The organism is Pseudomonas sp. SED1, assembly GCF_034044025.1.
In the GTDB taxonomy this organism is placed as follows: Bacteria; Pseudomonadota; Gammaproteobacteria; order Pseudomonadales; family Pseudomonadaceae; genus Aquipseudomonas.
This window is the reverse complement of sequence record NZ_JAXCIS010000207.1, coordinates 1-24,530: the sequence shown is the minus strand read 5'-3', so window position 1 is coordinate 24,530 and position 24,530 is coordinate 1. Positions and strand designations below refer to the sequence as shown.

Here is a 24,530-nt window from a genome sequence, read left to right as displayed (position 1 = left end):
ACCAAAGGCTTTGGCGAAACCTGAAATTATTTTCCCCAGGTTTGTAACGAATCCCTTCCCCTTATCTCTAGTGGTGTAAGCAGGCAACTACGCTTGCCAACTCAACCCACTGCTGGAGATACACCATGAGTACCAAAACCCGTTCGCTGTCCGCTGCCACCCTCGTCCTGGCCCTGGGTTCGGCCCTGAGTCTGTCCGCCCTGACCTCCACCGCCCACGCCGCCGATGACATGCAAAAATGCTTCGGTGTGGCCGAAGCCGGCAAGAACGATTGCGCTGCAGGCGCCGGCACTTCCTGCGCCGGCACCTCGAAGGTCAAGGACCAAGCCAACGCCTGGAAACTGGTCCCGGCCGGCACCTGCCTGAAAACCCCAAGCGCCACCTCGCCAACCGGCTTCGGCCAGGAAGCCGCCTTCACCGCCAAGTCCTGAATCCCTGCGCAGCCTGAGTACTGACGATGACGCTTGCATGCACCTATTCCATCTCCCAGGCTCAGGCGCCCGGCCTCCCCTATCGGGCCGGGCTGGGGCTCAAGAGCGAGCACTTCAGCGAAGTCCTCGAGACTGCCCCCGACATCGGTTTTTTCGAAGTCCACGCCGAAAACTACATGGTGGCCGGCGGACCTTTCCATCACTACCTGGGCTTGATCCGCGAACGATACCCGCTGTCGCTGCACGGTGTAGGCCTGTCCATCGGCGGCGAAGGTCCGCTGAACGATGAGCACTTGATGCGCTTGGCCGCGCTGATCGAACGCTATCAACCCCACTCGTTTTCCGAACACCTGGCCTGGTCCAGCCACGGCCCGGTGTTTCTCAATGATTTGCTGCCGCTGGCGTATGACGATCAAACCCTGAAGCGGGTGTGCGAACACATCGACCAGGTGCAAACCCGCCTGCAACGGCCAATGCTGCTGGAGAACCCGTCGACCTACCTGCAGTTCCAGTGTTCCACCCTGGAAGAGACCGACTTCATCAGCGAAGCGATCCGCCGCACCGGCTGCGGGCTGCTGCTGGACGTCAACAATGTGTATGTGTCGTGCATCAACCATCAGCAAGACCCGCTGAAGTACATCGATGCCTTGCCGCTGCACGCCGTGGGTGAAATTCATCTGGCAGGGTTTGCCGAAGACACCGACAGCCTCGGTGATCGTTTGCTGATTGATGATCACGGCGCGCCGATCGACAACGCGGTATGGCAGCTCTACCAACACGTCCTTGCGCGCACCGGGCCGGTCGCCACGCTGATCGAGCGCGACAATCAGGTGCCGGCGTTCAGCGTGCTGCACGCCGAGGCCCGCGAGGCCGAACGGTTTCTGCTGGAGGTGCGCGCATGAGCGGCCAGGATGTATTTGCCAGCGCCCTGCTGTCGCCCGACGAAAGCTGCCCGCAAGGGGTGTTCAGCCGTAACGGCGCCGATCCGGCCAGTCGTTTTGCGGTGTACCGCAACAATGTCCACAGCTCGCTGATCAACGCCCTGGCCGCCGGCTACCCGGTCACCCTGCAACTGGTGGGCGATGAATTTTTTCGGGCGATGGCTGGCTTGTATGTCCAGGATTTCCCACCGACCAGTCCGCTGATCAATGAGTACGGCGGCGACCTGGCTGACTTTATCCAGGGCTTCGCCCCCGCCGCCAGCGTGCCCTACCTGGCTGACGTGGCGCGCCTGGAGCGGCTGCGGGTCAGGGCCTACCACGCGGCAGACGCAGTGCCACTGGATCAGCAGGAGGTCATCTCCACCCTGCAACAACCGTCAGGTCTGGGCGAACTGCGCCTGCAACTGCATCCATCCCTGGCCACCCTGAACTCGGCCTACGCCGTGGTGGCGTTATGGGCTGCGCACCAGACGGGCGAATCCCTCGCCACTCTAGACCCCTTCCATGCTCAAAGCGCGCTGGTACTGCGCAACGGCCTGCACGTGCAGGTATTTCACATCGACAGCGGCGCAGCGGCGTTTATCAACAGCCTGAACAACGGTTGGCCGCTGGAAATGGCCGTGGCCTACGCCCTCGATGCGGCCGCCGAATTTGACCTGCACCACTGCCTGGCCTTGCTGGTCGGCCACGGCGCCATCACCCACTTGCACACAGAACCCAAGGTATCGCCATGAACGCCGCCGCTCCCGGGCTGATCCAACGGATCATCCAGCTCTTCGAGAAAATCCCCTACAGCCTGATCGCCTTCGTCGCACGCTTCTCTATTGCAGCAGTGTTCTGGAAATCCGGCCAGACCAAGGTCGAAGGCTTCGCCGTAGACCTGATCGGCGGCACGTTCCAACTGGGCTGGCCGCACTTGGCGCCGTCCACCCTGCCGCTGTTTCGCAGCGAATACCACGTGCCACTGCTGTCAGCGGAAGTCGCAGCGCATATGGCCGCGTTCGCCGAACATTTCTTCCCCGTGCTGATCCTGGTGGGGTTTGCCACACGGTTCTCGGCGCTGGCGTTGCTGGGCATGACCCTGACCATCCAGCTGTTCGTCTACCCGGACGCTTACCCGACCCACGGCACCTGGATCGCGCTGCTGTTGCTGTTGATGGCCAAGGGGCCGGGCTGCTTCTCCATTGATCACCTGATTGCGCGACGCTTGCGCTAAAGGCGGTCCAGGGCCTCGCCGCTGCGCTTGAACCAGCCCACCAGATAATCCGCCAGGACCTGAGTGCGGCGCGGCAGGCCGCCCTGATACGGATGGACGAGGTACATCGGCATGCTGCGGGTCTGATAATCCCGCAGGAGCCAACGCAGGCGCCCGTCAGCCAATTCCGTGTGCAACACGTAGGAAGGCAAACGCGCGATGCCTGCGCCCACCAGCGCCGCCTTCTTCAGCAAGTTGTAATGGTTGGAAGCAAAGGTCCCGGATACGCGAACCCGTAGCAGCTCATGTTGCTGGTGATACAGCCACTCTTCACGGCCGCTGTAGTGGCTGTTCAGCAAGCAGTTGTGGCCCACCAGTTCCGCCGGTGTCAGCGGCTCGCCGTGCTGTTCCAGATAAGCCGGGCTGGCGCAGGTCATCTCGTGCCAGGCCAGTAACGGCTTGGCCACCAGTCGCTCGTCGTTGGCGACTTCGGAGCGTACCGCCAGGTCAAAACCGTCCCGCGCCAGGTCTCGATACTGGTTGTTGAGCTCCAGTTCGATCTGCACCTGCGGGTACTCCCGGGAAAACTCCAGCAATAAACCATCAAAGAAGGTTTCACCCAGGGAAACCGGAACCGTCATACGTACCGGGCCGACCAAATCGTCCTTGAGCCTGGCCAGTGCCTGACGTGCCCGCTCCACCTGCACCACCAACGCCTGGGCCTGCGGCAACAGGGCCGCCCCCGCCGCCGTCAGGCTCAAACGGCGCGTGGTGCGATGCAACAACACCACCGAAAACTGCGCTTCCAGCTGGCTGATGCGCTTGGACAGCTGCCCCTTGCTGCAGCCCAACTGCTGGGCCGCCAGGGTAAAGCTGCCGGCTTCGATCAACACCGCAAACGCCGCCAGGTCATCCATTTCGCTCATGGATTGTTTCCATTTGAAAACCAAAGGTTGCCTATTAGTGCACTTATCCGCGCAAAAAATCACTCTAGACTGAAACCTCACCTACACATCTGGAGGAAGGCACGATGAAAATCCTGTTGATTGGCGCAAGCGGCACCGTGGGTTCGGCGGTCAAGGCAGAACTGTCCCAGCGGCATGAAGTGATCAGCATCGGTCGCAAGAGTGGCGACTTCCAGGTCGACATCAGCGACAGCGCCTCGATCCGCAAACTGTTCGAACAGACCGGCAAGTTCGACGCACTGATCTGCGCCGCCGGCAGCGTCAACTTCGTGCCCCTGGGCGAAATGAGCGCAACCGATTTTGACCTGGGCCTGCAAGACAAGCTGATGGGCCAGGTGAACCTGTTGCTGATTGGCCGCGAGTTCGCCAATGACGGTGCGTCGTTCACCTTCACCAGCGGCATTCTCAACCGCGATCCGATTCGCACCGGTGCTTCGGCGGCCCTGGTCAACGGCGCGCTGGATGCATTCGTGAAAGCTGCAGCGATCGAACTGCCGCGCGGCCTGCGTATCAACTCGGTGAGTCCGACCGTGCTGCTGGAAGCCATGGGCAGCTACGCGCCGTACTTCCGTGGTTACAAACCGGCTCCGGGTGCAGACGTGGCGCTGGCCTACGCGAAAAGCGTGGAAGGTTTGCAAACGGGGCAGACGTTTATCGTTGGCTAAAGTAGTACGGACCAGCTTGTCGTGGCGAGGAGGCTTGTCCCCCGTTGGGCTGCGCAGCAGCCCCAAAATCTACGGACCTTGTTCTTCCTGAAGGAACGCAGTGATTTTACGGGGCTGCTACGCAGCCCAACGGGGGACAAGCCCCCTCGCCACAGTCAATTCAACCTGTGTCCCGGGCTTGTGATGCATCGCCAGCCTGCGTAACGTGGCGGCACTTATCAGGAGACCCGATAATGCGTGCCGCCCGTACCCTAGCTTTGTTTGCCCTGTTGCCCCTGTTCGCCGCCTGCCAGATGTTCGAGAACGAGCCGGCCAAACCCTCTCTCGCCGGGCTGACCCGCATGCAGGGCGAGCTGACCGCGCAGGGTGACAAACTGCTGTTCCAGCCCTGCAACGACAAACGCAACTACGTGGTCAACGACACCGGCGGCACCAGCATCCTGCAGGAAGCAGCCTCCCTGGCCGGCCAGCAAGGCGCGTTGTTTGCCGACTTGCGCGGCAAGTTTTCCGGCGTTGCCAGCGGCACCCAGGGTACCGTAGACCTGCAACAGGTGTACCGCGTCGAGCGCTCGACCTCGGCCTGCGATGACCCGAATTTCAAGCGCATGATCCTGCGGGCCAACGGCCACAAACCGGCCTGGGCGATGAACGTTACCGCCAAGGGCATGGTGCTGGAACGTGAAGGCCAGCCGCCATTGGCCGTGCCGTATGTGGAAGAACAATCGGGCGACGGACGGTTCAACCTGATGACCGAAGCCAACAACCAGCACATCGAACTCTGGGTGGCTCCGCAACGCTGTGTCGACAGCGTCAGCGGCAGCCTGCAGCACATGTCCGCCGAGCTTCGGGTCAACGGCCAGGTGCAGCGCGGTTGCGCGTCGTTCGGCGGCTCGCGGGACGACTGATTATCCGCTGCGCTGTTTTAACATGACGGGAAACCGCTGTTGGGGCTTATAATCGCCGGTTTGCAAAACAGCCGGCCTCTTTGCCCGCCGCCTACCGGATTCCTGTCATGTTACGAATCACCGAACTCAAGCTGCCCATCGACCATCCCGAAGAAGACCTGCGGCCTGCCATTGTGCAGCGCCTGGGCATCGCCAGTGATGACCTGCTCGATTTCACCCTGTTCAAACGCAGCTACGACGCCCGCAAGAAATCGTCGGAGCTGTGCTTCATCTACACCATCGACCTGGAAGTCAAAGGCGAGGCGGCCCTGCTGCTCAAGTTCGCCGACGACCGCAACGTCAACCCGGCACCGGACATCAGCTACAAGGTCGTCGGCCATGCGCCGGAAGGCCTGACCGAGCGGCCGATCGTCGTCGGTTTTGGCCCGTGCGGGATCTTCGCCGGGCTGTTGCTGGCGCAGATGGGTTTCAAGCCGATCATCCTCGAACGCGGCCGCGAAGTACGCCAGCGCACCAAGGACACCTGGGGCCTGTGGCGCAAAAACGTGCTGAACCCCGAATCCAACGTGCAGTTTGGTGAAGGCGGCGCCGGGACCTTCTCCGACGGCAAGCTCTACAGCCAGATCAAGGACCCGAAATTTCACGGTCGCAAAGTGCTGCACGAGTTCGTCAAAGCCGGTGCGCCGGACGAAATCCTCTACGTCAGCAAGCCGCACATCGGTACCTTCCGCCTGACCGGCGTGGTGGAAAACATGCGCCAGCAGATCATCGCCCTGGGCGGTGAAGTGCGCTTCGAGCAGCGGGTGACCGACGTGTTGATCGAAGACGGCCAGTTGAATGGCGTGGTGGTGGATGGCGGCGAGCAGATCCTGTCGAAACACGTGATCCTGGCCCTCGGCCACAGCGCCCGTGACACCTTCCGCATGCTGCATGGCCGCGGCGTGTACATGGAAGCCAAGCCGTTCTCGGTGGGTTTCCGTATCGAACACCCGCAATCGCTGATCGACGCTGCGCGCCTGGGCAAGTACGCCGGGCACCCGAAACTTGGCGCTGCCGATTACAAACTGGTGCACCACGCGAAGAACGGTCGCTCGGTCTACAGCTTCTGCATGTGCCCGGGCGGCACCGTGGTCGCGGCGACATCCGAGCCGAACCGCGTAGTGACCAACGGCATGAGCCAATACTCGCGCAACGAGCGCAACGCCAACTCCGGGATCGTGGTGGGCATCACCCCGGAAGTGGATTACCCGGGCGGCCCGCTGGCCGGGATCGAGTTGCAGGAGCGCCTGGAATCCCACGCGTTCATCCTCGGTGGCAGCAACTACGAAGCGCCGGCGCAGCTGGTGGGTGATTTTATTGCCGGCAAGCCGTCCACCGCCGTCGGTACCGTGGAACCGTCCTACAAGCCAGGGGTGGCCATGGGCGACCTGGCCCTGGCGTTGCCGGACTTTGCCATCGAAGCGATCCGCGAAGCGCTGCCGGCGTTCGAGAAACAGATCAAGGGCTACTCGCTGCACGACGCGGTGCTGACCGGGATCGAGACCCGCACTTCATCGCCGCTGCGGATTACCCGTAACGACTCGATGCAGAGCCTGAACGTAAAAGGCCTGTTCCCGGCGGGCGAAGGTGCCGGTTATGCCGGTGGGATTTTGTCGGCAGGTGTCGACGGGATTCGGATTGCCGAAGCGTTGGCGCGGGATATGTTGGGTATCGAAGCTTAACCACTGCGCTGAAAACGCAGCAGATCAAATGTGGGAGCGGGCTTGCTCGCGAAAACGGTGGATCAGCCGAATGATGTATTGGCTGACACACCGCATTCGCGAGCAAGCCCGCTCCCACAATGGTTATGCGGTGTTTAAATATTGGCGCGCAACACGCTATCTGGCAGCGCCTCTCCCCGCTCGACACTCGCCGCAACGGCCGCAATCAAACCCTCAAGCTCATACCCCTGCCCTGCCAACCAGGCCTGATCGTAATAGGTCGTGGCATAGCGCTCCCCACCGTCGCACAAGATCGCCACAATCGAGCCCGACTCTCCCGCCGCTTTCATCTGCTGTGCCGCGATCAACGCGCCTATCAGGTTGGTGCCGCTGGACCCGCCCACTCGCCGCCCCAAACGCTGCGCCAGGTAATGCATGGCCGCCAGGGACAGCGCGTCCGGCACCTTGACCATCGCATCAATCACCTTGGGCAAGAACGACGCCTCTACCCGTGGCCGACCAATACCTTCAATGCGTGAACCACACTCCAGACGCAGGCTGGCATCGCCGCTCAGGTAGTAATCGAAAAACACCGAACGCTCCGCATCCGCGCACAACACCCGGGTGCAGTGCTGGCGATAACGCACATAACGTCCCAACGTCGCCGTGGTACCACCCGTACCAGGGCTGGAAATCAGCCAGCTCGGCTCCGGGTAACGCTCAAAGCGCAGTTGCTGAAAGATCGATTCGGCAATGTTGTTGTTGGCGCGCCAGTCGGTGGCGCGTTCGGCGTAGGTGAACTGGTCCATAAAGTGGCCGCCGCTTTCCTGCGCCAGACGCTCGGATTCGGCGTAGATCTGCGTCGGATCCTGTACCAGATGGCTTTGGCCACCGTAGAACGCGATCTGCGCAATCTTTTCCTGGGAGGTGGTGGCCGGCATCACCGCAATAAACGGCAAGCCCAACAGCCGGGCGAAGTACGCCTCGGAAATCGCCGTGGAGCCGCTGGACGCCTCGATCACCGGAGCGCCAGGTTTGAGCCAGCCATTGCACAACGCATAGAGAAACAACGAACGCGCCAACCGGTGTTTCAGGCTGCCGGTGGGATGGCTGGACTCATCCTTGAAATACAGCTCGATGCCCGGCAAACCCGGCAACGGCAAGGGGATAAGGTGGGTGTCGGCGCTGCGTTGGAAGTCCGCTTCAATAATACGAATGGCTTCGCGGGCCCATTGGCGGTTGTCGCTCATGATCGGTTTCTCTAAGGATTTCAGACTTGATCTTAGGATGTTTCCTACACTCCACACAGATACAGTCATGACTCAATTGGACACACACTTTTCTGAGTTTGACGCTCGAGTGATGAGACCGATCCCTTATAACAAATAAGAATATAACTTTTGTTTTAACAACTAACGGTACGGGTTAGGGTACCCACCTACTGAACTTTGATGGGAGAGCATCCCTTGCCTCTGCGTAGCACTTTCACCCGTTTCTTCCAGCTGGAAGCCGCCAGCGGTCTGCTCCTGATCGCTGCTGCGGCTTTGGCGCTGATCATCAACAACTCACCGCTATCACACTTTTACGCGAGTTTTCTCGACGTCCCGGTAGTCGCACAAATTGGCGCGCTGAAAATCGCCAAGCCGGCGCTGCTGTGGATCAATGACGGCCTGATGGCCCTGTTCTTCCTGCTCATCGGCCTTGAAGTAAAACGCGAGTTGCTCGACGGGCAACTGTCCAAACCTTCGCAAGTAGTGCTGCCCGGCGCAGCAGCCATCGGCGGCATGGTCGTGCCGGCGCTGATCTACTGGGCGCTGAACAAGGACAACCCCGCCGCCCTGGGTGGCTGGGCGATCCCCATGGCCACCGACATTGCCTTCGCCCTGGGCGTATTGGCCTTGGTGGGCAAGCGACTGCCGGTGTCGCTGAAGTTGTTCCTGATGACCCTGGCCATCATCGACGACCTTGGCGCGATCATCGTCATTGCCATCTTCTACTCCACCGACCTGTCCGGGGCCTCGTTGGCCGGTGCAGCGGCATGCCTGATCGCGTTGATTGCGATGAACCGGCTCGGTGTGGTCAAGCTAGGCCCCTACATGATTGTCGGGCTGATCCTGTGGGTCTGCGTGCTCAAGAGTGGTGTACACGCCACCCTGGCCGGCGTGACCCTGGCGTTCTGCATCCCGTTGCGCACCAAAAACGCCGAACCTTCGCCGCTGCTGACCCTGGAACATGCACTGCATCCCTGGGTGGCTTACGCGATCCTGCCGCTGTTTGCCTTTGCCAACGCCGGGGTTTCGCTGGCCGGCGTCAATCTGGAAAGCTTCACCCACCACGTACCGATGGGCATCGCCGCCGGCCTGCTGCTGGGCAAGACCATTGGCGTGCTGGGTTTCACCTGGGTCATGGTAAAAACCGGCCTCGCCGCGCTACCCGCTGGCGCCAACTGGGGTCAGGTGTTGGGCGTGGCAATCCTGTGTGGCATCGGCTTCACCATGAGCCTGTTCGTCGGCTCGCTGGCGTTTGTGCCAGGCAGCAGTGAATACGCCGGGATGGACCGGATGGGCATCCTTACCGGGTCGATATTGGCGGCGCTGATCGGGTATGCGGTGACGGCGATGGCGAGTCGTAAGCAGGTACTCATTCAGGCGTAACCGCTTTTGGAGCCGGCTTGCCGGCTCCAACCTCCTCTAGGCCCATTCGGCGCCATCTCACAGAACCGTCCTACATCCACCCTCCGCTGCTTGCCATAACGTCGTGCTCCCGGCTCCAACGCCGGGCGTCGTTAGGCAACACGCCAGGAGGGCACAATGGCAAACAACAAGGATATACCCCAAGTATGGCGATGCTACGGGACCGGCACGGGCGGTTACCGACGGCTCGAGAACATGAACGAGCGCGAGCTGGCTGAGCGTGATGCCAGGCAGCGAGCATACGAAGCCATGCTTGCCCGTCAGGAGGTCTACGAGGCCAGACGCAAAGTGGAGCCGCCGCCAACGCCATTGCCCATGGTCGGCTGCGTATTCGCAAAGTCCTGCAATCTGCCGGACGCCCTCATCGACTACAACAATCCGTCCGGCTATATACCGCTTGACCCCATAGGAGACTATGGCGAGCACGTGCTGCTGGGTGGCCGTGAAACGGACAGTGAGGGGCTGCTGTCACTCAAAAAAATAAGCGGCAGCGCACTCCCGGCTGGGCTAGGGACATTGGCACTGGGTGGCTCAGCGGTTAGTGGAGCCTCCAGCATCGCAGCGAGTGTTGGAACAGTTGGGGCCGGACTGATGCTTGGGGTTGCAGCCCTCATCTGGCCCTCCAGCCTGGGCGATAGCGCGCTTTACAGCGACCGTCAACTGCGCTCAATGCCACGGGCACGCACCCGGGCACGCCTGCATATCGAGCAACTTGCTGACGGCACGCTCAAGGGATACGCCTTCTACACCGGGAAAAATCGCGACTGGGAAATGGTTGATGTCGTGCAGTTTGGCCTGCGCGGCACACAGCAGGTCGCGGACTTGGGCGACGGCGTCGAGCTGATCTGGACGCCTGCTGTCGACCCCACTGACACCCTCGGTATTCCTGCGCTGGAAGCTGCGCCGCAGGCACCGCAAATCTGGGTGTACCCACCGACCGAGAAGGCCGCCAACATCATCGTTGACCCGATTTACCCGCCGCAATACAGGGATTTCATTCTGGTATTTCCAGCGGATTCGGGGGTTCGGCCACTCTACGTGGTGGTCAGCGTCAGACCAGGGGACCATGACTACTATGAGGCCCCTAAAACACTTCCGGCCTTTCCCGACGCAGTAAGGGTTAAACCTAAATCATCCGTTCAAGGTGGAGGAAAAAAGAGAGCAAGGTGGGTCGATAGGAAAGGGAAAATCTACGAATGGGACTATAAAAGCAACGCCGTGGAAAAGTTTGACAGATTTGCGATTCACCTAGGAGAGTTCAACCATATAACGGGCGAGCAGACTGGCCCAGCAAAGCCAGGCAGAACGACCACTCGACAATAGCGAGAACGATTCATGACCCATTTATCAATTACTGGCTTCTACCCTGACGAAAAACAAGATGATTCGTTGCAATTCGAATTCGATATAGAAGGAGCCGAACTCAATCAGGCTGCTGCCCAACTCACAGAGTCAAAGCCTCTGGAAAACCTGGCTCCAGGTGAGCTGGAGCTGACAAAAAGTCAGATAACGCAATTGGCGGTGTTGCTTAACATCAACCTCCCCGATGACTTGGAATACTTCATCGGGATACGCGCATAACGGTACAACCAGAGGTATGCCTTGATTTATCACGACCCGTCTTTGAGTCACGATGAAGCTATCAGCTTCCTCACCACCAAAGACCTAAGCAAGGTCACAGAAGCACTAATATCCATCGGCCTTAACGAGACAGACTCTACGTGGGCACAAGAAATCTGCCTCCGGTATATGAGTAATGACGACGAGGACATCGCGTCGGCTGCCATCATTGCGATAGGCCACATCGCGAGGCGCTTCGGTCAGCTGGACATGGCGAAAATTTCGCCAGCACTGCAACAAGCAAAAACAAAATCACCGTTTCTGAGTGGTGCCGTACAAGACACCCTTGACGATATCCAGATGTTCACCTGATCCCGCGAAACATACGCTCAACAAAAAACCCCAACCGGTCACCCGGTTGGGGTTTTTCTTTTCCTGCAACCTTACCCTTAGCGAGTAACGCGGCTGGTTCCGTTCACGGTCATGATGCGAACGCGGTCACCGATGCGGAAGATTTCGTTCTCTTCAACCGCTTGGACGTAGGCGCGCATGCTGCCATCATCTTCACGGACGGTGATTTCAACACCCTGGGTGCGGGTCAGGCCTTCTTCGGTGGCCGAGCCCAGCAGGCCGCCGGCGACTGCGCCGATAACGGCGGTCACGATGCTGCCACGGCCGCCGCCGATGGCGCTGCCGCCAACGCCGCCGATGACTGCACCCGCAGCGCCGCCGATTGGGGTCTTGGTGCCTTCGATTTTCACTGGACGCAGGGATTCGATGGTGCCCATGCGAACAGTCTGTACACGACGGGCTTCGTCACGGGAGTACGAGTCGCCGGTCAGACTCGAGGCGCAGCCACCCAGCAGCAGCGACAGGGTGGTAAAGCAGGCAACTAGTAAAACGGACTTACGCATAGCATCAACTCCAAAGGACAGGTATCCATTAAACCGCTGTGGCTTGCCGCCTGTCACGGCATGCCGGGCAGAAAATTGTTTTCATTCAGCCTCAGTACAGAGAACCTGTACCGAAAAACTCGACGAACGGTAGCAATCCCACCTCCCTCAGGATCTTGATGGACGCTTTCATCATTGTAGCCAACGGCGGCATAACGCGGCGCAGCGCTACCCATCCAAGGCCTCTGACTAGAGACTTCGGCGTGCAGCGCTACATTCAGGCGAGGTGACGAAAGGTGGGCTCAGGGCGCCAGCCGCTCACGGGCCCAGTCGGCACCCTGCAAGCGGTAGTTCAGGCGGTCGTGCAAACGACTCGCGCGGCCTTGCCAGAACTCGATGCGCTCCGGCAGCAGGCGATAACCACCCCAGTGCTCGGGGCAGTCAGGCTGGGTATCGCTGAAGCGTTGTTCGGTGGCCTTGAGCAGGTCCTGCAACTCTTCGCGGTCCCTGATGACCCGGCTTTGCGGTGAAGCCCAGGCTCCCAGGCGGCTGCCCAGAGGGCGGACCTGGAAGTAAGCGTCCGACTCCTCGGGAGTGACCTTCACCACCCGACCTTCGATGCGCACCTGGCGCTCCAGGGTCGGCCAGAAGAAGGTCATGGCAGCAAACGGCCGCGCCGCGAGCTGTTCGCCCTTGGCACTCTGATAATTGGTGAAGAAGGTAAAGCCCTGTGTGTCCAGGCCCTTGAGCAGCAGGATCCGGCAGTGCGGGCGACCGTCCTGGTCGACCGTTGCCAGGGTCATGGCATTGGCCTCCACCGGCGGCTGCTCGGTTTTCATCGCATCCGCAAACCACTGGTGGAACAAGCCAAACGGTTCGTCCGGGGCCTGGGCCTCGCTCAAACCGTCCCGTGTGTAGTCACGGCGCATATCGGCCAGTGCCTGGGTCATGCGGCTTTATCCTTCTTGCTCAAATAATCAGTTTTTTGCCTGGTCGTTGGTAGCGGCTGGAGCAGCGGCCTTGGCAGGTGCTGGCTTTTTAGCGGCAGGCTTCGCCGGGGCCTTTTTGGCAGCCGGCTTGGCGGCAGCCTTCTTGGCGACGGTTTTTTTCGCCGGAGCAGCAGCTTTTTTGACCGGAGCAGCGGCGGGAGCAGGAACGTCCTGCACAGCAACCATTTCAGCCTTTGGCGGGTTACCCGAGTTGTACTTGCTCAGCAAGGCCAGCATGGTGGTGCGCTGGGTGAACATGATTTCCATACGACGGTTCAGGGCACGGCCCTGGGTGCTGTCGTTGGCGGCACGTGGCATCAGGTCGCCCATGCCACGCAGCATCAGGCGGTCCTGCTTCAGGCCACTGAGGCTGAAGATCGAGGCGATGGACTGCGCGCGCTCTTTGGTCAGGGCCTGGCTCACCGGCTCGGCACCCGAGGTATCGACGTGGCCCAGGACCAGTACGGCGGTCTTCGGATCGCCTTCAACAGCCTTGGCAACGCGGGTGAATGGACCCAGGGTCACCGGCAACAACATCGCCGGGCGTTTCGGGTTGTAGGAGCCGTCAACCGGGGCAATCACGACCAATACGTTGTCGCGACGTTCCAGTTGCAGGTTGCTGTCCTTGATCGCGAGGCGCAGGCGCGGCTCGTAGTCGTCCAGCCAGGCCTGGGTGATTTTTGGATCAGGCATTGGAATGTTGGCAACGTCGACCTTGGCCAATGGCTTTGGCTTGCTTTCGAACGGCCACCACCATTTGGTATCGGTATCTGTCTTGGCAACGGCAGGTGCGGCAGCCGGTGCAGCAGTGGGTGCGCCGGAGGCAGGCGTTGCAGCCTTGAGGTCGGCTTTCAGGTCAGCCTTGGCATCGTCGGTTTTCGACGAGAACGGCCACCAGCTGGAGCCGGTATCCGCCTTGGCAACCGGTGCAGGTGCTGCAGCGGCAGGTGCAACCGGCGCAGGCGCCTTGGCAGCAACGGCCGGCTTGGCATCCGGCTTGGTGTCGGTTTGGCTCACTGCGTCCTTGGTAGCAGCCTTATCAGAGCCAAATGACCACCAATGCCCACCTTCGGCATCATTTTGTGGGGTTTGTGCACAGCCAGTAATAGTGAGGCATAGCGCCAGTGCCAAGGACTTGTTCGATAACATGAGATATCCACAAAATGAGAAAAAATCAGGGGCCTGAATGACCCGTTAAACAGACGCTTCTGGAACATTAAAGTTACAACATTTCGCCTAGCGTCTTTTTGTATGTGCCTTTGTAACAAAAAAACGCAAGACAGCAAGCTATTTACAGACAACCGGCCAATATTCTTACCAACTTTTGCGCCCGCGGGTCCATAAGTACATAAGGCCCCAATGTATTGGTCACAAAACCAAAGGCTACATCATGTTCCGGGTCGGCAAACCCTACCGAGCCACCTGCCCCCGGATGCCCAAAGGCCCGTGGGCCAAGGCCGAACGTAGCGTTCGGCACTTGCGGTTGATCCAACATGCAACCCAGCCCAAACCGGGTTTGTGTCAATAAGGTTTTATCCGGGCCGATACTGTGTTCACGGGTCAACTCTTCAAGCATGTCGGCTTCCAGCAAACTACCGTCAAGCAGCCCACTATAAAAACCCGCCAGACTTCGTGCATTACCGTGACCATTTGCCGCTGGCTGCTGCATACGCCGCCATTCGGGTTTATTAGTGCTGGTCAGAATAGACGGTGGATTGGTAAATGCACGGGTAGTCATCGCCATTGGCTCGCGCATCGTTACTTGAAGTAAACGCTGTGCCGCCTCATCGCCTACATTGCCCTTGCCTCGGGCTATATGGGCAACCCGATGGAATTCTTCGTCTGCCAGACCCACATGAAAGTCCAGGCCCAATGGCCGTGCAACCCGAGCCACAATGGACTCGCCGGGCCCACGACCGTCGGCGCGACGGAGCAGTTCGCCCACCAGCCAGCCGTAGGTGATCGCCGCATAGCCATGGCCTTCCCCGAGCTTCCACCACGGCGCTTCGGCCGCGAGGGCGTCGACCATCATTTGCCAGTCGTACAGCGCTTCGGCGGGTAGCGTTTCACGCAGGGCCGGCAACCCGGCCTGGTGGCAAAGCAGATGGCGCAGGGTGATGGCTTCTTTGCCGGCGGCAGCAAATTCCGGCCAGTATTTGGCGACCGGCGCATCTAGCTGCAGCTTGCCTTCGGCCACCAGTTGCAGCGCCGTGACGGCGGTAAAGGTCTTGGTGCAGGAGAACAGGTTGGCGATGGTATCGCTGTGCCAGGCCTCGGCACCGTCCTTGTCGGCGGTACCGGCCCACAGGTCGACGACGGTTTCGCCGCCAATCTGGATGCACAGCGCGGCGCCACGCTCCTGGGGGTCGTCGAACAGTGCGGCGAAGGCTTCACGCACCGCTTCGAATTGAAGCTCGTAATGACCCTGAATCTGCACCTAAGCCCCCTCGGAAAAGTACTACAAAAAGTGGACGACATTGTTCCAGTCATTGAGTGATTTGTGAACCCGCACTCGTCGATCTGGCGCCATCAATGGCCCTTGCCGGAATGCCCGCCGGAATGCCCTGCACCCGGCCCTGCGGCATTGCCGTCATGCCCCGGCTTACCGCCTTCTCCGGTGTGAACCGCGGCAGCCGCCTTGGCCCTCTCGGCCTCTTTGCCCAGTTGGTCGACAGCCGCCAGGTTACTTTTACGCACACTCTCGACAAAGCCCTGGAACGGCACATCGGTGATGCCTACCAGGCCGAAGTGGCCGTTTTCGCCGTCCAGCAGACGACCGGTGACCGGCTGGTCCAGATACTGGAACCAATGCACGCCAACAATCGACGGCTCGGCCATGGCCTGCTTGAGGAAGTTGGCGTAGGCAGTCCCGCGATCCTCTTCCCTGGCCAACTGCGTCACGCCTCCCCAGAACGGGCCACGGTCCGCCGAGCCGAAGTTGAACTCGGTGATCAGCACCGGCTTGTCCAACGCCCGCAGGGCCGCGAAGTCGTAACCATCCTGCGGCTTGAGGGTGTACATGTTGAAACTCAGCACATCGCAATACTGCGCGCAGGACGCCACCGATTCCGGGGTGCTGACCGCATAACGGCCACCCAGCAACAGCTGGTTGGGCGCGTGCCATTTCAGCGCGTCGGAGATGGTCTTGAAGTAAGCATCGGCGAAGGTCTTCTGGAAGTATTTGAAGTCCGCTTCGATTTCCGGGTGCTCGGGGTTTGGCATGGGCGGCACGAAGCCCGGGTCTTCCATCAGTTCCCAGGCGGGCAGTTCGATGCCCCAGGCCTTGGACAGACCGTCCTGGTTGCGGTACTTGTCGCGCAATTGCTTGAGGAACGCGCGCTTGGCCGGCACGTCGGTGGTCATGCGCAAGGTGCCGTAGGCCAAGGCGTAACGGGATTTGGGATCATCACCGGGACCGGCCCAGGCCAGTTCGTTGTCGGCAAAGAAGCCGATCAGCCACGGGTCGTCACGATGGTCACGGGCGGCAATCGCCACCGCACGCTCGGTGGCCATGGCGAAGCGCGGGTCGAACGGGTCGGGCATGCCGCCCCACCAATCGGTTCCGGTGCTGATGCTCGCGTAATCGCCGACGATCGACAGGGGCAAGGTGTAAGGCACGCGGTCGGCGGTGGCCAACTGCGGCGCGCTCCAGTTGCCGACGGTGTTGAAACCCCAGGCTTTAAGACGGTCGAGGGTGTGGCTGACCCAGCGTTTCTGGTCGAAACCTTCCGGAACACAAGGTGCCGGCGGCACGCAAGGCTGGCCATAGGTACGTTGCAGGTTGGCGCCATAGAAGTCGTACCAGCGGCCGACATTAAAGCTGCGCCCCTGATCCGCGCCATTGCCGCTGCGGCTGTCGCTGCTTCCATAGTATTTGTCGAAAGGTTCGCCGGCCTTGGGCAGCGCGGCAAACATCCATTCGCGGCCCGCAACGTAGGTCTGGCTGTTGTCCGGCGCTACGGTGTTGACGCCCAGGGAATAGAACGGATGGCCTTCCGGTGTCACCAGGTACCAGCGCCCGTCGCGCTTCTCGGTGCGGAAGAAGCCGCTGGCGTCAAAGGCCGGGCCCTTGTTCCAGCCGCCGTACTTGTCCAGGGACGCCTTGTCGCGCTCGGCCAGCCAGCCCTTGAGCTGTTGCTGCTCCTTGACCGCAGCGGCCCTCAGCTGCTCGTCGCTGCTGACTTTCTCCGGCCACCTGGCGCGGGTGGACTGCCCGTAAGTGTCCACCAGATCACTGTAGGTGGCCTTGAGCACCGGCTCGACGTCTTGCACGCCAAAGCGCTCCAGCAGGATGCTTTGAGCGACATTGGGCTTGATCATCGACAGGGTCACCGACACGATCTGGCTGCGGTCGATCTCCCCTTCGCTGCTGGCCAGCAATACACGCTGGCCATCGATGGTGATCGGCATCGGCGGGCCGGCTTTCATGCCCTGGCTCAGCGGCGAGTTGGCTTGCAGCGAAATCAGCAGCGTCTGCGCCGGGCCTGCCGGCAGGTCGATACGGCTGAACAGCGTCCGGCCGTCATTGCTCTGCACCTTGACGTACAGGGTCAGCGCCCAGTCCATTGCGCTTTGAATGCGCAGGCTCATGGCGCCGGATTGCGACCAGTCCCAGGCACCGGTCTGCGGGCTGAGCACCAGGCTCGGTTCGGCCGCCGGGTTGAAGGTGATACGGCGCAGCACTTCGCCTTCAGGGGTTTGTTCGGCGTTGTATTGCGGCAGGCTGGCGTCCTGGGTCGCCACCTTGACCACATCGGCGGGCCGTACAAAGTTGAACAGGGTTTGTTGCCCGGCAGGCGCAGCCAGCAATGGCGCGGCAAACAACAAGGCAAAAACAGCGGGCAGCGTGCGAATCATGTGAACAAGGTTCTCCCAAACGGCCGGTGACTGGCCTGATGACGTGAAGCGATGGTGAGATAGACCACGAAGTGGGCGAATTCGCCCACAGGGTCTTAAGAAATTTCCCGCCGAAACGGCGGCAAAGCATTCAGGATAGCTTTCCCGTAGCGCTGGGTAACCAGACGCCGGTCAAGCAAAGTGATGGTGCCGCGATCTTCTTCGGTACGCAGCAGGCGCCCGCAGGCCTGGACCAGCTTCAAGGAGGCGTCCGGCACCGAGATTTCCATGAACGGATTTCCGCCCCGGGCCTCGATCCATTCGGCCAGCGCAGCCTCCACCGGATCATCCGGCACCGAGAACGGGATCTTGGCGATCACCACGTGCTCGCAGTAGGCGCCGGGCAAATCCACACCCTCGGCGAAACTCGCCAGGCCGAACAGCACGCTGGAATCGCCGCCATCCACCCGCGCCTTGTGCTTGTTCAGGGTTTCCTGCTTCGACAGGTTGCCCTGGATAAACACCTGCTTGCGCCAGTCACGGTCGAGGCCATCGAACACGTCCTGCATCTGTTTGCGGGACGAGAACAGCACCAGCGTGCCCCGTGAACCTTCCACCAACGACGGCAGGTCACGAATGATCGCCGCCGTATGGGCCGGCGCATCCCGTGGGTCGGCCTTGAGGTCCGGCACCCGCAACACACCGGCGTCGGCGTGATGGAACGGGCTCGGCACCACGGCGGTGACGGCTTTTTTCGGCAAGCCGGCGCGCATGCGGAAGCGGTCGAAGGTGCCCAGGGCCGTCAGCGTAGCCGAGGTGACCAAGGTGCCGTAGGCCACATTCCACAGGTTACGTCGGAGCATTTCTGCGGCCAGGATCGGGCTGGCATTGACCTCGATATCAAACAACGCACCGCTTTCCGACAAGGTCAGCCAACGGGCCATAGGCGGGTTGTCTTCCGGGTCTTCGACGGTAAACGCGGTCCACAACTCCCAGTTGCCCTGGGCGCGGGACAGCAGGCTACCAAACAGCGGGTACCATTCTTCGGCCTGGTTGCTGGCGATGCCGATGTTGACCTCGCCATCCATGCCTTCCTTGAGCAAATCGGTGAGGCGGGTGAACAGGTCGGTCAGGCGTGAAAAGCCCTTCTTCAGCTCGATGCCCATTTCCCGCATGTGCTCGGGGATCAGCCCGCCGACGAAGCGATGGCGCGGCCGTTCACGGCCTTCCACGTCTTCGCCGGGCTTGAAGTCTGCCACCTGCTCGCAGGCGCTGAACATGAATTGCTGCTGGGTCTTGATCTCCCGCGCCAGCTCCGGGACTTGCTCGATCAGTTTGCCCAGGTCGCCGGGCAACGGATGCTGGGCGAGCAACTTGGTGAGGTTCTTGGCGGTGGTTTCCAGCCAGTCGGCCGTGGAACGCAGGCGCGTGTAGTGGGCAAAGTGGCCGATGGCCTTGTCGGGCAGGTGATGGCCTTCGTCGAACACGTAGAGCGTGTCACGCGGGTCGGGCAATACGGCGCCGCCGCCAAGCGCCAGGTCGGCGAGGACCATGTCATGGTTGGTGACAATAACGTCGACCTTGCCCATCCCTTCGCGGGCCTTGTAGAAGGCGCACTGGCCGAAGTTGGGGCAATGACGGTTGGTGCACTGGCTGTGGTCGGTGGTCAGGCGCGCCCAGTCGGCGTCCTCCAGGGCATTCGGCCAGCTGTCGCGATCGCCATCCCATTTATTGCCGGCGAGTTTCTCGATCATGCTGGTAAACAGCTTCTGACTGACTTCATCGACTTCGATCTTGAAGCCTTCTTCTTCGAACAGCGAGGCCGTAGCGGTTTGCGCGTGGCCTTCCTGCAACAATACGTCGAGCTTGGACAGGCACATGTAGCGCCCACGGCCTTTGGCCAGGGCGAAGGTGAAATTCAGGCCGCTGTTGCGCATCAGGTCGGGCAGGTCTTTGTAGACAATCTGCTCTTGCAGGGCGACGGTGGCGGTGGCAATCACCAAGCGCTTGCCGGCGGCCTTGGCGGTGGGAATCGCCGCAATGCAATAGGCCACGGTTTTGCCGGTACCCGTACCGGCTTCGACGGCGACCACTGCCGGGTCGCCACTGCGCCGGCCTTCGTCGTCGGTGTCGATATCCCCGAGGACCTTGGCAACTTCGGCGATCATCAGGCGCTGGCCGTACCGCGGTTTCAAGCTCTTGGCTTCGAGAAAACGCGAGTAGGCGCCCTGGATCGTGGTTTTGAGTTCAGTGCTGATCATGGATAGTCGGGCGCAAAAAACGCTGGATAAATTTTCAGTGGTTCGGATCGGCCGCTATCATACCCCGCTAATTAATCCCGCGCAGAACGGAGTACCCCAATGACCGTGTTTAGCCTTGCTTATACCCTGCATGTACTGGCCGCCCTGATATGGGTCGGCGGTATGTTTTTCGCCTGGATGATCCTGCGCCCCGCCGCCATGGCTGCGCTGGACGGGCCTGCCCGGCTGAAACTCTGGGTAAATGTGTTTCAACGTTTTTTCGTGTGGGTGTGGGTCGCTGTGCTGGTCTTGCCGATCAGCGGTGTCGGCCTGCTGCAACTGCGCTTCAGCGGGTTTGAGACCGCGCCGCGTTATGTGCAGGTCATGATGGGGTTGTATGTGGTGATGACCGCGCTGTTTATCCGGATTCAGGCACTGAAGTTGCCGGAGCTGCGCACGGCAGTGGCGGCTGAGGATTGGCCGGCCGGGGCTGCGGCGTTGGGGCAGATTCGTAAATTGGTGGGGATTAACTTGATTGTGGGGTTGGTGCTGGTGGCGATTGCTTCGGCACGGCCGATGTTCTGAGGCGCCCCGTATACCGCTTTCGCGAGCAAGCCCGCTCCCACATTTGACCGCGTTTACCCTATGGGAATGCGGTCAAATGTGGGAGCGGGCTTGCTCGCGAAGGCGTCAGGCCAGTCGCCTCAGAGCCTCTGAACAGTCACAGCACCCGCAGGCCCCGCTGGACCCGGCTGCCCTTCCAACCCGGCCCGACCTTTCTCGCCACCGTCCGCGCGGTACACCAGGCAACCCTTGGACTGCCCGCCTTTACCCGGTTTGCCCGCCGTGCCTGCCAAACCGCCGGCACCGCCGTCCACCCAGACTTTGATCTTCTCGCCGGGGAAGTCCTGCGGCAACTCCACACGAACCTGCGCCCCCGCCGCGCCCGGCAGACCGTCGCCGCCGTTATCGCCATTGGAACCGCGACCGGCCGAGCCCCAGGTGCAGCCCGGGTCTTCGCCGTTGGCACCGTCCAGCCCGGCATAACCCTGGGCACCTGCACCACCGCGGGCATCCACCGACAGTTCATCAGCCGTCAGCGAGTTAATCCGCAAGACCAAATCACGCCCCGCCTTGGCCGGACGTTCATGGGTACCGGGAGCACCGCGCGAGGTGACCTGGCTGCCATGCTCCAGCAGCGCCTGGCGCACCTGCAATTGCAGGGTGGTGCTGCCGGGCACAATGGCGATGCGCGCGTCGCGACCCAGGTGCAATTCGTCCACCGTCACCTGGGTGATATTGGCGGGAATCAGCAAGGTGCCGTAATCCGCTACATCCAGTCGCTCCAACTGCAAAACGCCGCTGCTGTTGGGCAGGCGCATCAACGAGTTGGTCTCAACGCTGACGCTCTGGGCCAGGGCAATGGGGCTGACCAGCAGGGCCAACAGAAAAACCTTACGCATGATTGGCCTCCTTGTTTACATCATTAGTCGGTGTCGGCGTCGAAAAGCTCTGCACATGGAACATACCCACCAGCAGGATCTGCAAGCGGTCACGCCAGGGATGGGCACGGGTTTTCACACTGCCGTTGAATAACAGCAGTTCCAGAATATGGGTCAACAACAATAAGCTGCCGGCCAGATTGACCAACAGGTGGAACGGATTGATCAGCGGCGTGAACAGATTGACCACCACCACGACCCAGAACAGCAACGTCAAAAACTTCCCCAGCCCCCAAAACACCTTCATCCCGCACGCTCCCCTTGCACATTATTCTTTGGGCGCACAGTAACGACTTCTACAGGCGTTGTGCCAGTGAAGGATTAAAAAATTGATGAAGGGGCCCCTGTGGATCCCACAGGGGCCGTGAGGGTTGGTCAGCGGTTGATCTGAATTTCCACGCGGCGGTTTAGCGCGCGGCCGTCAGCGGTTTTGTTATCGGCCACCGGATGGCTTTCGCCGGCGCCGGTCACCGAGACAAAGCTGCTGCGCGGTATTCCGGAACTGACCAGGTAGTCGGTTACCGAATGAGCGCGTCGTTCAGAGAGTTTCTGGTTGTAGGCATCTTTACCGACGCTGTCGGTATGTCCGCTGACGCGCAGTTGCGCACTTGGGGCTTCTTGTTTCAGGCGGGTGACAATGGTGTCGAGTTTGGTTTTGTCGGCGGCCGTCAGCCTGGCGGAGTCGAACTCAAAGTGCACATCACGAATCACGATGGTTTCTTCCTTGACCACCACCACCTCTTCTTGAACCACCGCTACCGGCACCGGAGGGCAGCCATTGGCGTCGACCTGTACGCCTTTTGGCGTGCCAGGGCACTTGTCGCGGCTGTCCGGCACGCCGTCGCCGTCTTCATCACCATCGCCATGCACCCAGCAATAGGCGCCGGCCATGCCGCCGATCAACAACGCGCCGTAGCCTGCATAGGAAGAGCTTTGGGTGGCACCAATAGCAGCGCCGGTCACGCCGCCGACCGCGGCGCAGGTGGGCCAGTCGGTTTTTTGCAAGCCTGCGCAACCTGTCAATACTCCGGTTAGCAGAACCAAGGGTAGAGCTGTCCGCATGATGCTCATCTGACTTTCTCCTGAGGGGATCGGCGGGGGCCGACGAGTGGAGTAAAGACGGCTCTTTTCATCTGCGCCAGCGTGCTACACCCCAGTATTCATTGGGCCGGGCGGTTTATTCTCGCCGCCCGCTCTAGGCCCGCACGCTCAGGCAGGCTAGTCTCTACGGTCCTGATGTGAGGATCTTCGATGACTGCCGGTATTTCTTCCCGTACACCCCAGCAAGCGCTCGCCGCGCTGCTTGATCTTCACGCGCCCAAACGCCTGCTGTTATTGGGCGCCAGCCAGTTCCCGGCGCTGGACGCCTTTAAGCAAGCACACCCGGATACCGTGGTGTCCTTCGCCGAGCCCGGCCCCTTGCCCGCCGAGCTTGCGGCCCAGCGTTTTGACCTGGCGCTGGTGGTCGATTGCCTGGAGCACCTGTCAAAACCTGCGGGCCTGACCCTGCTGGGGGGCATTCGCAACCTCAATGCCAGCCGAATTGCGGTGCTGGTGGACCTGGCCGCCTGCCACTGGAAAGACACCGACTTTTTCTCCCTGGCCCTGCAAGCCAGCGAACGCTTCCAGCGCGACGATCAGGTTTTGACGCTGTTTACCTATGATCTGCTTGACTATAAACAGGTGCCGGATTGGCTGAACGCCCGCTTCTGGGCCAACCCGCAAAACTTTGGAAAGTATTGGTGGTAACCCGATGAGTACATCCATTTGCCCCTGCGGCAGTGGCAACCTGCTGGATGCCTGCTGCGGTCATTATCACGCCGGCCACCCGGCCCCCTGCGCCGAAGCGTTGATGCGTTCGCGCTACAGCGCCTACGTGCTGGGCCTGGTGGACTATCTGGTGGCAACCACCGTGCCTGCGCAACAAGCCGGGCTGGACACGGCCGCCATCGGCGCCTGGAGCGCCCAAAGCACCTGGCTGGGCCTTGCGGTGGAAAGCTCCGAGGTGTTTGGCGGCCAGCCGGAACATGCCTTCGTGACCTTTACCGCCCGCTGGCATGACAGCACTGGCGAACACAGCCACCGGGAGCGTTCCTCTTTCGTACAGAACAATGAGCACTGGTACTTTATCGACCCGACAGTGGACGTTAAGGCTGGGCGCAATGACGCCTGCTTATGCGGCAGCGGGCAAAAATTCAAGAAGTGCTGTGCCAGCTACCTCTGACATTCATTGATACCCGGCAGGCTCTCGCTTGCTATGCTGACTCTTCACACGGAGTAACGGCATGGTTTCTCAGGCACGGGTATTCAGGACTTACAGCCTTCTGCTGGCATTGATGCTAGGGCTATCCGGCTGCGCGTCGTGGTTCGCCGACGACGCGCCCGCCCCCGAGGTGCGGCTGGTCAAGGTCGACCCCGTGCGAGTCAAGTTGCTGGAACAGAAGTTCAAGCTGTATTTCCGTGTGGATAACCGCGATGACAACGACCTGACCGTGCGCGGCCTGGTTTACAAGGTCAGCCTCGGCACGATGGTGCTGACCGAAGGCGAGTCCAACGAGTGGCTGACCGTACCGCCCCACAGCCACGCTTTTTTCCGGGTATCGGTGCGCACTAATCTGTGGCCACAAATCCGCGATGTGGTCGATATGCTGAAAAACCCGCGCGACCCCGTGCCCTATCGCCTTGAAGGCGAGTTGAAAACCGGTTTATTTATCGGGAACGACGTGCAGGTGATGCGCAATGGCGAGATAATCCCCGGCGATTTTATTCCGGAGCGACATCGATGACTCAGCAACCCCATGTCCATGGCCCTGACTGCAACCACGATCACGATCACCATGATCACGACCACGGCCATGTCCACGGCCCGAACTGCGGCCACGCTCACCAGGAGCCGGTGCGCAACGCCTTGAAGGATGTCGGTCGTAACGACCCTTGCCCGTGCGGCAGCGAGAAGAAGTTCAAGAAGTGCCACGGGGCTTGAGTTAAGAAACCAGATTCTCGAAACACTGCACA

The 24,530-nt window shown here is 60.8% G+C and carries 27 protein-coding genes; 16 read left to right on the top strand and 11 right to left on the bottom strand.

The genetic code is table 11. The features are described 5' to 3' along the window. Positions 1 to 125: 125 nt before the first annotated feature. The 4 genes from SNL23_RS26770 to SNL23_RS26755 are packed head-to-tail and all read left to right on the top strand — an operon-like array spanning position 126 to position 2,588. Positions 126 to 431, top strand: a complete 306-nt coding sequence (locus SNL23_RS26770; protein WP_318304164.1) for a BufA1 family periplasmic bufferin-type metallophore — start codon at positions 126 to 128, stop codon at positions 429 to 431. Positions 432 to 457: 26 nt separating this feature from the next. Continuing rightward, positions 458 to 1,333, top strand: coding sequence for an MNIO family bufferin maturase (gene bufB, locus SNL23_RS26765; RefSeq protein WP_318304162.1), 876 nt, complete (start codon positions 458 to 460; stop codon positions 1,331 to 1,333). Continuing rightward, positions 1,330 to 2,106 carry an HvfC/BufC N-terminal domain-containing protein gene (locus tag SNL23_RS26760; RefSeq protein ID WP_318304161.1) on the top strand — a complete coding sequence of 259 codons (777 nt, stop codon included), beginning with the start codon at positions 1,330 to 1,332 and terminating at the stop codon, positions 2,104 to 2,106. Before bufB ends, SNL23_RS26760 begins: the two co-directional genes overlap by 4 nt. Then, positions 2,103 to 2,588: a DoxX family protein gene (locus tag SNL23_RS26755; RefSeq protein ID WP_076016600.1), complete on the top strand. Its 486-nt coding sequence runs from the start codon at positions 2,103 to 2,105 to the stop codon at positions 2,586 to 2,588. The genes SNL23_RS26760 and SNL23_RS26755 overlap by 4 nt, the downstream gene beginning before the upstream one ends. On the opposite strand, the gene SNL23_RS26750 is transcribed toward SNL23_RS26755, so the two are convergent. After that, positions 2,585 to 3,493 (bottom strand): LysR family transcriptional regulator, encoded by a 909-nt coding sequence (locus tag SNL23_RS26750; protein WP_017479366.1) that lies wholly within the window; start codon positions 3,491 to 3,493, stop codon positions 2,585 to 2,587. The two genes, SNL23_RS26755 and SNL23_RS26750, sit on opposite strands and share 4 nt — an antisense overlap. Before the next feature lie 104 nt (positions 3,494 to 3,597). Here SNL23_RS26750 and SNL23_RS26745 point away from each other — a divergent pair, with 104 nt between their 5' ends. The 3 genes from SNL23_RS26745 (at position 3,598) to SNL23_RS26735 (ending at position 6,823) form a co-directional block, all read left to right on the top strand. After that, entirely contained in the window at positions 3,598 to 4,197 is a 600-nt protein-coding gene (locus SNL23_RS26745) for a short chain dehydrogenase (protein WP_076016599.1), read from the top strand. A 233-nt stretch (positions 4,198 to 4,430) separates the two neighbouring features. Then, entirely contained in the window at positions 4,431 to 5,102 is a 672-nt protein-coding gene (locus SNL23_RS26740) for a COG3650 family protein (RefSeq protein WP_076016598.1), read from the top strand. Between the two features lie 107 nt (positions 5,103 to 5,209). Then, on the top strand, positions 5,210 to 6,823 hold the full coding sequence (locus tag SNL23_RS26735) for an NAD(P)/FAD-dependent oxidoreductase (RefSeq protein WP_076016597.1): 1,614 nt from the start codon (positions 5,210 to 5,212) through the stop codon (positions 6,821 to 6,823). A 134-nt stretch (positions 6,824 to 6,957) separates the two neighbouring features. On the opposite strand, the gene SNL23_RS26730 is transcribed toward SNL23_RS26735, so the two are convergent. Next, positions 6,958 to 8,055 carry a PLP-dependent cysteine synthase family protein gene (locus tag SNL23_RS26730; RefSeq protein ID WP_178124256.1) on the bottom strand — a complete coding sequence of 366 codons (1,098 nt, stop codon included), beginning with the start codon at positions 8,053 to 8,055 and terminating at the stop codon, positions 6,958 to 6,960. 213 nt (positions 8,056 to 8,268) lie between these two features. Between SNL23_RS26730 and nhaA the strand changes: the two genes are divergently transcribed. The 4 genes from nhaA to SNL23_RS26710 all read left to right on the top strand — a co-directional run bounded on the left by nhaA (position 8,269) and on the right by SNL23_RS26710 (position 11,427). Next, the gene (gene nhaA / locus SNL23_RS26725) at positions 8,269 to 9,456 is read left to right on the top strand and encodes a Na+/H+ antiporter NhaA (RefSeq protein WP_318304159.1); all 1,188 of its coding nucleotides are present in this window, start codon (positions 8,269 to 8,271) and stop codon (positions 9,454 to 9,456) included. A 156-nt stretch (positions 9,457 to 9,612) separates the two neighbouring features. Continuing rightward, positions 9,613 to 10,818, top strand: coding sequence for an S-type pyocin domain-containing protein (locus SNL23_RS26720; RefSeq protein WP_318304158.1), 1,206 nt, complete (start codon positions 9,613 to 9,615; stop codon positions 10,816 to 10,818). 12 nt (positions 10,819 to 10,830) lie between these two features. Next, on the top strand, positions 10,831 to 11,076 hold the full coding sequence (locus SNL23_RS26715; protein ID WP_076016594.1) for a pyocin S6 family toxin immunity protein: 246 nt from the start codon (positions 10,831 to 10,833) through the stop codon (positions 11,074 to 11,076). Between the two features lie 21 nt (positions 11,077 to 11,097). Continuing rightward, a complete protein-coding gene (locus SNL23_RS26710; RefSeq protein ID WP_076016593.1) occupies positions 11,098 to 11,427 on the top strand; it encodes a hypothetical protein in 330 nt (109 codons plus the stop codon). Between the two features lie 77 nt (positions 11,428 to 11,504). On the opposite strand, the gene SNL23_RS26705 is transcribed toward SNL23_RS26710, so the two are convergent. The 6 genes from SNL23_RS26705 to dinG form a co-directional block, all read right to left on the bottom strand. Continuing rightward, the gene (locus tag SNL23_RS26705) at positions 11,505 to 11,969 is read right to left on the bottom strand and encodes a glycine zipper 2TM domain-containing protein (protein WP_056857494.1); all 465 of its coding nucleotides are present in this window, start codon (positions 11,967 to 11,969) and stop codon (positions 11,505 to 11,507) included. A 281-nt stretch (positions 11,970 to 12,250) separates the two neighbouring features. After that, entirely contained in the window at positions 12,251 to 12,898 is a 648-nt protein-coding gene (gene pdxH / locus SNL23_RS26700) for a pyridoxamine 5'-phosphate oxidase (protein ID WP_318304157.1), read from the bottom strand. A 27-nt stretch (positions 12,899 to 12,925) separates the two neighbouring features. Then, on the bottom strand, positions 12,926 to 14,086 hold the full coding sequence (locus SNL23_RS26695; protein WP_167662809.1) for an OmpA family protein: 1,161 nt from the start codon (positions 14,084 to 14,086) through the stop codon (positions 12,926 to 12,928). Between the two features lie 142 nt (positions 14,087 to 14,228). Then, a complete protein-coding gene (locus SNL23_RS26690; protein WP_167662810.1) occupies positions 14,229 to 15,374 on the bottom strand; it encodes a serine hydrolase domain-containing protein in 1,146 nt (381 codons plus the stop codon). Positions 15,375 to 15,466: 92 nt separating this feature from the next. Then, the gene (locus SNL23_RS26685; protein ID WP_318304156.1) at positions 15,467 to 17,794 is read right to left on the bottom strand and encodes a beta-galactosidase; all 2,328 of its coding nucleotides are present in this window, start codon (positions 17,792 to 17,794) and stop codon (positions 15,467 to 15,469) included. Between the two features lie 95 nt (positions 17,795 to 17,889). Next, a complete protein-coding gene (gene dinG, locus SNL23_RS26680) occupies positions 17,890 to 20,034 on the bottom strand; it encodes an ATP-dependent DNA helicase DinG (RefSeq protein ID WP_076016588.1) in 2,145 nt (714 codons plus the stop codon). A gap of 99 nt (positions 20,035 to 20,133) precedes the next feature. Between dinG and SNL23_RS26675 the strand changes: the two genes are divergently transcribed. Then, positions 20,134 to 20,598: a CopD family protein gene (locus SNL23_RS26675; protein ID WP_076016587.1), complete on the top strand. Its 465-nt coding sequence runs from the start codon at positions 20,134 to 20,136 to the stop codon at positions 20,596 to 20,598. A gap of 119 nt (positions 20,599 to 20,717) precedes the next feature. On the opposite strand, the gene SNL23_RS26670 is transcribed toward SNL23_RS26675, so the two are convergent. The 3 genes from SNL23_RS26670 to SNL23_RS26660 form a co-directional block, all read right to left on the bottom strand. Then, a complete protein-coding gene (locus tag SNL23_RS26670) occupies positions 20,718 to 21,476 on the bottom strand; it encodes a collagen-like protein (protein WP_318304153.1) in 759 nt (252 codons plus the stop codon). Continuing rightward, positions 21,469 to 21,762 carry a DUF1145 domain-containing protein gene (locus SNL23_RS26665; RefSeq protein WP_258344038.1) on the bottom strand — a complete coding sequence of 98 codons (294 nt, stop codon included), beginning with the start codon at positions 21,760 to 21,762 and terminating at the stop codon, positions 21,469 to 21,471. The genes SNL23_RS26670 and SNL23_RS26665 overlap by 8 nt, the downstream gene beginning before the upstream one ends. 128 nt (positions 21,763 to 21,890) lie before the next feature. Continuing rightward, positions 21,891 to 22,586, bottom strand: a complete 696-nt coding sequence (locus SNL23_RS26660) for an OmpA family protein (RefSeq protein ID WP_076016584.1) — start codon at positions 22,584 to 22,586, stop codon at positions 21,891 to 21,893. A gap of 180 nt (positions 22,587 to 22,766) precedes the next feature. Between SNL23_RS26660 and SNL23_RS26655 the strand changes: the two genes are divergently transcribed. The 4 genes from SNL23_RS26655 (at position 22,767) to SNL23_RS26640 (ending at position 24,498) form a co-directional block, all read left to right on the top strand. Beyond that, on the top strand, positions 22,767 to 23,264 hold the full coding sequence (locus SNL23_RS26655; protein WP_076016583.1) for a DUF6231 family protein: 498 nt from the start codon (positions 22,767 to 22,769) through the stop codon (positions 23,262 to 23,264). A 4-nt stretch (positions 23,265 to 23,268) separates the two neighbouring features. Beyond that, the gene (locus tag SNL23_RS26650) at positions 23,269 to 23,739 is read left to right on the top strand and encodes a YchJ family protein (protein ID WP_076016582.1); all 471 of its coding nucleotides are present in this window, start codon (positions 23,269 to 23,271) and stop codon (positions 23,737 to 23,739) included. Between the two features lie 61 nt (positions 23,740 to 23,800). Further along, on the top strand, positions 23,801 to 24,301 hold the full coding sequence (locus SNL23_RS26645; protein ID WP_076016581.1) for an LEA type 2 family protein: 501 nt from the start codon (positions 23,801 to 23,803) through the stop codon (positions 24,299 to 24,301). Beyond that, on the top strand, positions 24,298 to 24,498 hold the full coding sequence (locus SNL23_RS26640; protein WP_003189235.1) for an SEC-C metal-binding domain-containing protein: 201 nt from the start codon (positions 24,298 to 24,300) through the stop codon (positions 24,496 to 24,498). Before SNL23_RS26645 ends, SNL23_RS26640 begins: the two co-directional genes overlap by 4 nt. Positions 24,499 to 24,530: the final 32 nt, after the last annotated feature.

Bases quoted from the DNA above. Each gene is read 5' to 3' on its own strand.
- SNL23_RS26770 (WP_318304164.1), top strand. From the start codon at position 126: ATGAGTACCAAAACCCGTTCGCTGTCCGCTGCCACCCTCGTCCTGGCC.
- bufB (WP_318304162.1), top strand. From the start codon at position 458: ATGACGCTTGCATGCACCTATTCCATCTCCCAGGCTCAGGCGCCCGGC.
- SNL23_RS26760 (WP_318304161.1), top strand. From the start codon at position 1,330: ATGAGCGGCCAGGATGTATTTGCCAGCGCCCTGCTGTCGCCCGACGAA.
- SNL23_RS26755 (WP_076016600.1), top strand. From the start codon at position 2,103: ATGAACGCCGCCGCTCCCGGGCTGATCCAACGGATCATCCAGCTCTTC.
- SNL23_RS26750 (WP_017479366.1), bottom strand. From the start codon at position 3,493: ATGAGCGAAATGGATGACCTGGCGGCGTTTGCGGTGTTGATCGAAGCC.
- SNL23_RS26745 (WP_076016599.1), top strand. From the start codon at position 3,598: ATGAAAATCCTGTTGATTGGCGCAAGCGGCACCGTGGGTTCGGCGGTC.
- SNL23_RS26740 (WP_076016598.1), top strand. From the start codon at position 4,431: ATGCGTGCCGCCCGTACCCTAGCTTTGTTTGCCCTGTTGCCCCTGTTC.
- SNL23_RS26735 (WP_076016597.1), top strand. From the start codon at position 5,210: ATGTTACGAATCACCGAACTCAAGCTGCCCATCGACCATCCCGAAGAA.
- SNL23_RS26720 (WP_318304158.1), top strand. From the start codon at position 9,613: ATGGCAAACAACAAGGATATACCCCAAGTATGGCGATGCTACGGGACC.
- SNL23_RS26715 (WP_076016594.1), top strand. From the start codon at position 10,831: ATGACCCATTTATCAATTACTGGCTTCTACCCTGACGAAAAACAAGAT.
- SNL23_RS26705 (WP_056857494.1), bottom strand. From the start codon at position 11,969: ATGCGTAAGTCCGTTTTACTAGTTGCCTGCTTTACCACCCTGTCGCTG.
- pdxH (WP_318304157.1), bottom strand. From the start codon at position 12,898: ATGACCCAGGCACTGGCCGATATGCGCCGTGACTACACACGGGACGGT.
- SNL23_RS26695 (WP_167662809.1), bottom strand. From the start codon at position 14,086: ATGTTATCGAACAAGTCCTTGGCACTGGCGCTATGCCTCACTATTACT.
- SNL23_RS26685 (WP_318304156.1), bottom strand. From the start codon at position 17,794: ATGATTCGCACGCTGCCCGCTGTTTTTGCCTTGTTGTTTGCCGCGCCA.
- dinG (WP_076016588.1), bottom strand. From the start codon at position 20,034: ATGATCAGCACTGAACTCAAAACCACGATCCAGGGCGCCTACTCGCGT.
- SNL23_RS26675 (WP_076016587.1), top strand. From the start codon at position 20,134: ATGACCGTGTTTAGCCTTGCTTATACCCTGCATGTACTGGCCGCCCTG.
- SNL23_RS26670 (WP_318304153.1), bottom strand. From the start codon at position 21,476: ATGCGTAAGGTTTTTCTGTTGGCCCTGCTGGTCAGCCCCATTGCCCTG.
- SNL23_RS26665 (WP_258344038.1), bottom strand. From the start codon at position 21,762: ATGAAGGTGTTTTGGGGGCTGGGGAAGTTTTTGACGTTGCTGTTCTGG.
- SNL23_RS26660 (WP_076016584.1), bottom strand. From the start codon at position 22,586: ATGAGCATCATGCGGACAGCTCTACCCTTGGTTCTGCTAACCGGAGTA.
- SNL23_RS26655 (WP_076016583.1), top strand. From the start codon at position 22,767: ATGACTGCCGGTATTTCTTCCCGTACACCCCAGCAAGCGCTCGCCGCG.
- SNL23_RS26650 (WP_076016582.1), top strand. From the start codon at position 23,269: ATGAGTACATCCATTTGCCCCTGCGGCAGTGGCAACCTGCTGGATGCC.
- SNL23_RS26645 (WP_076016581.1), top strand. From the start codon at position 23,801: ATGGTTTCTCAGGCACGGGTATTCAGGACTTACAGCCTTCTGCTGGCA.
- SNL23_RS26640 (WP_003189235.1), top strand. From the start codon at position 24,298: ATGACTCAGCAACCCCATGTCCATGGCCCTGACTGCAACCACGATCAC.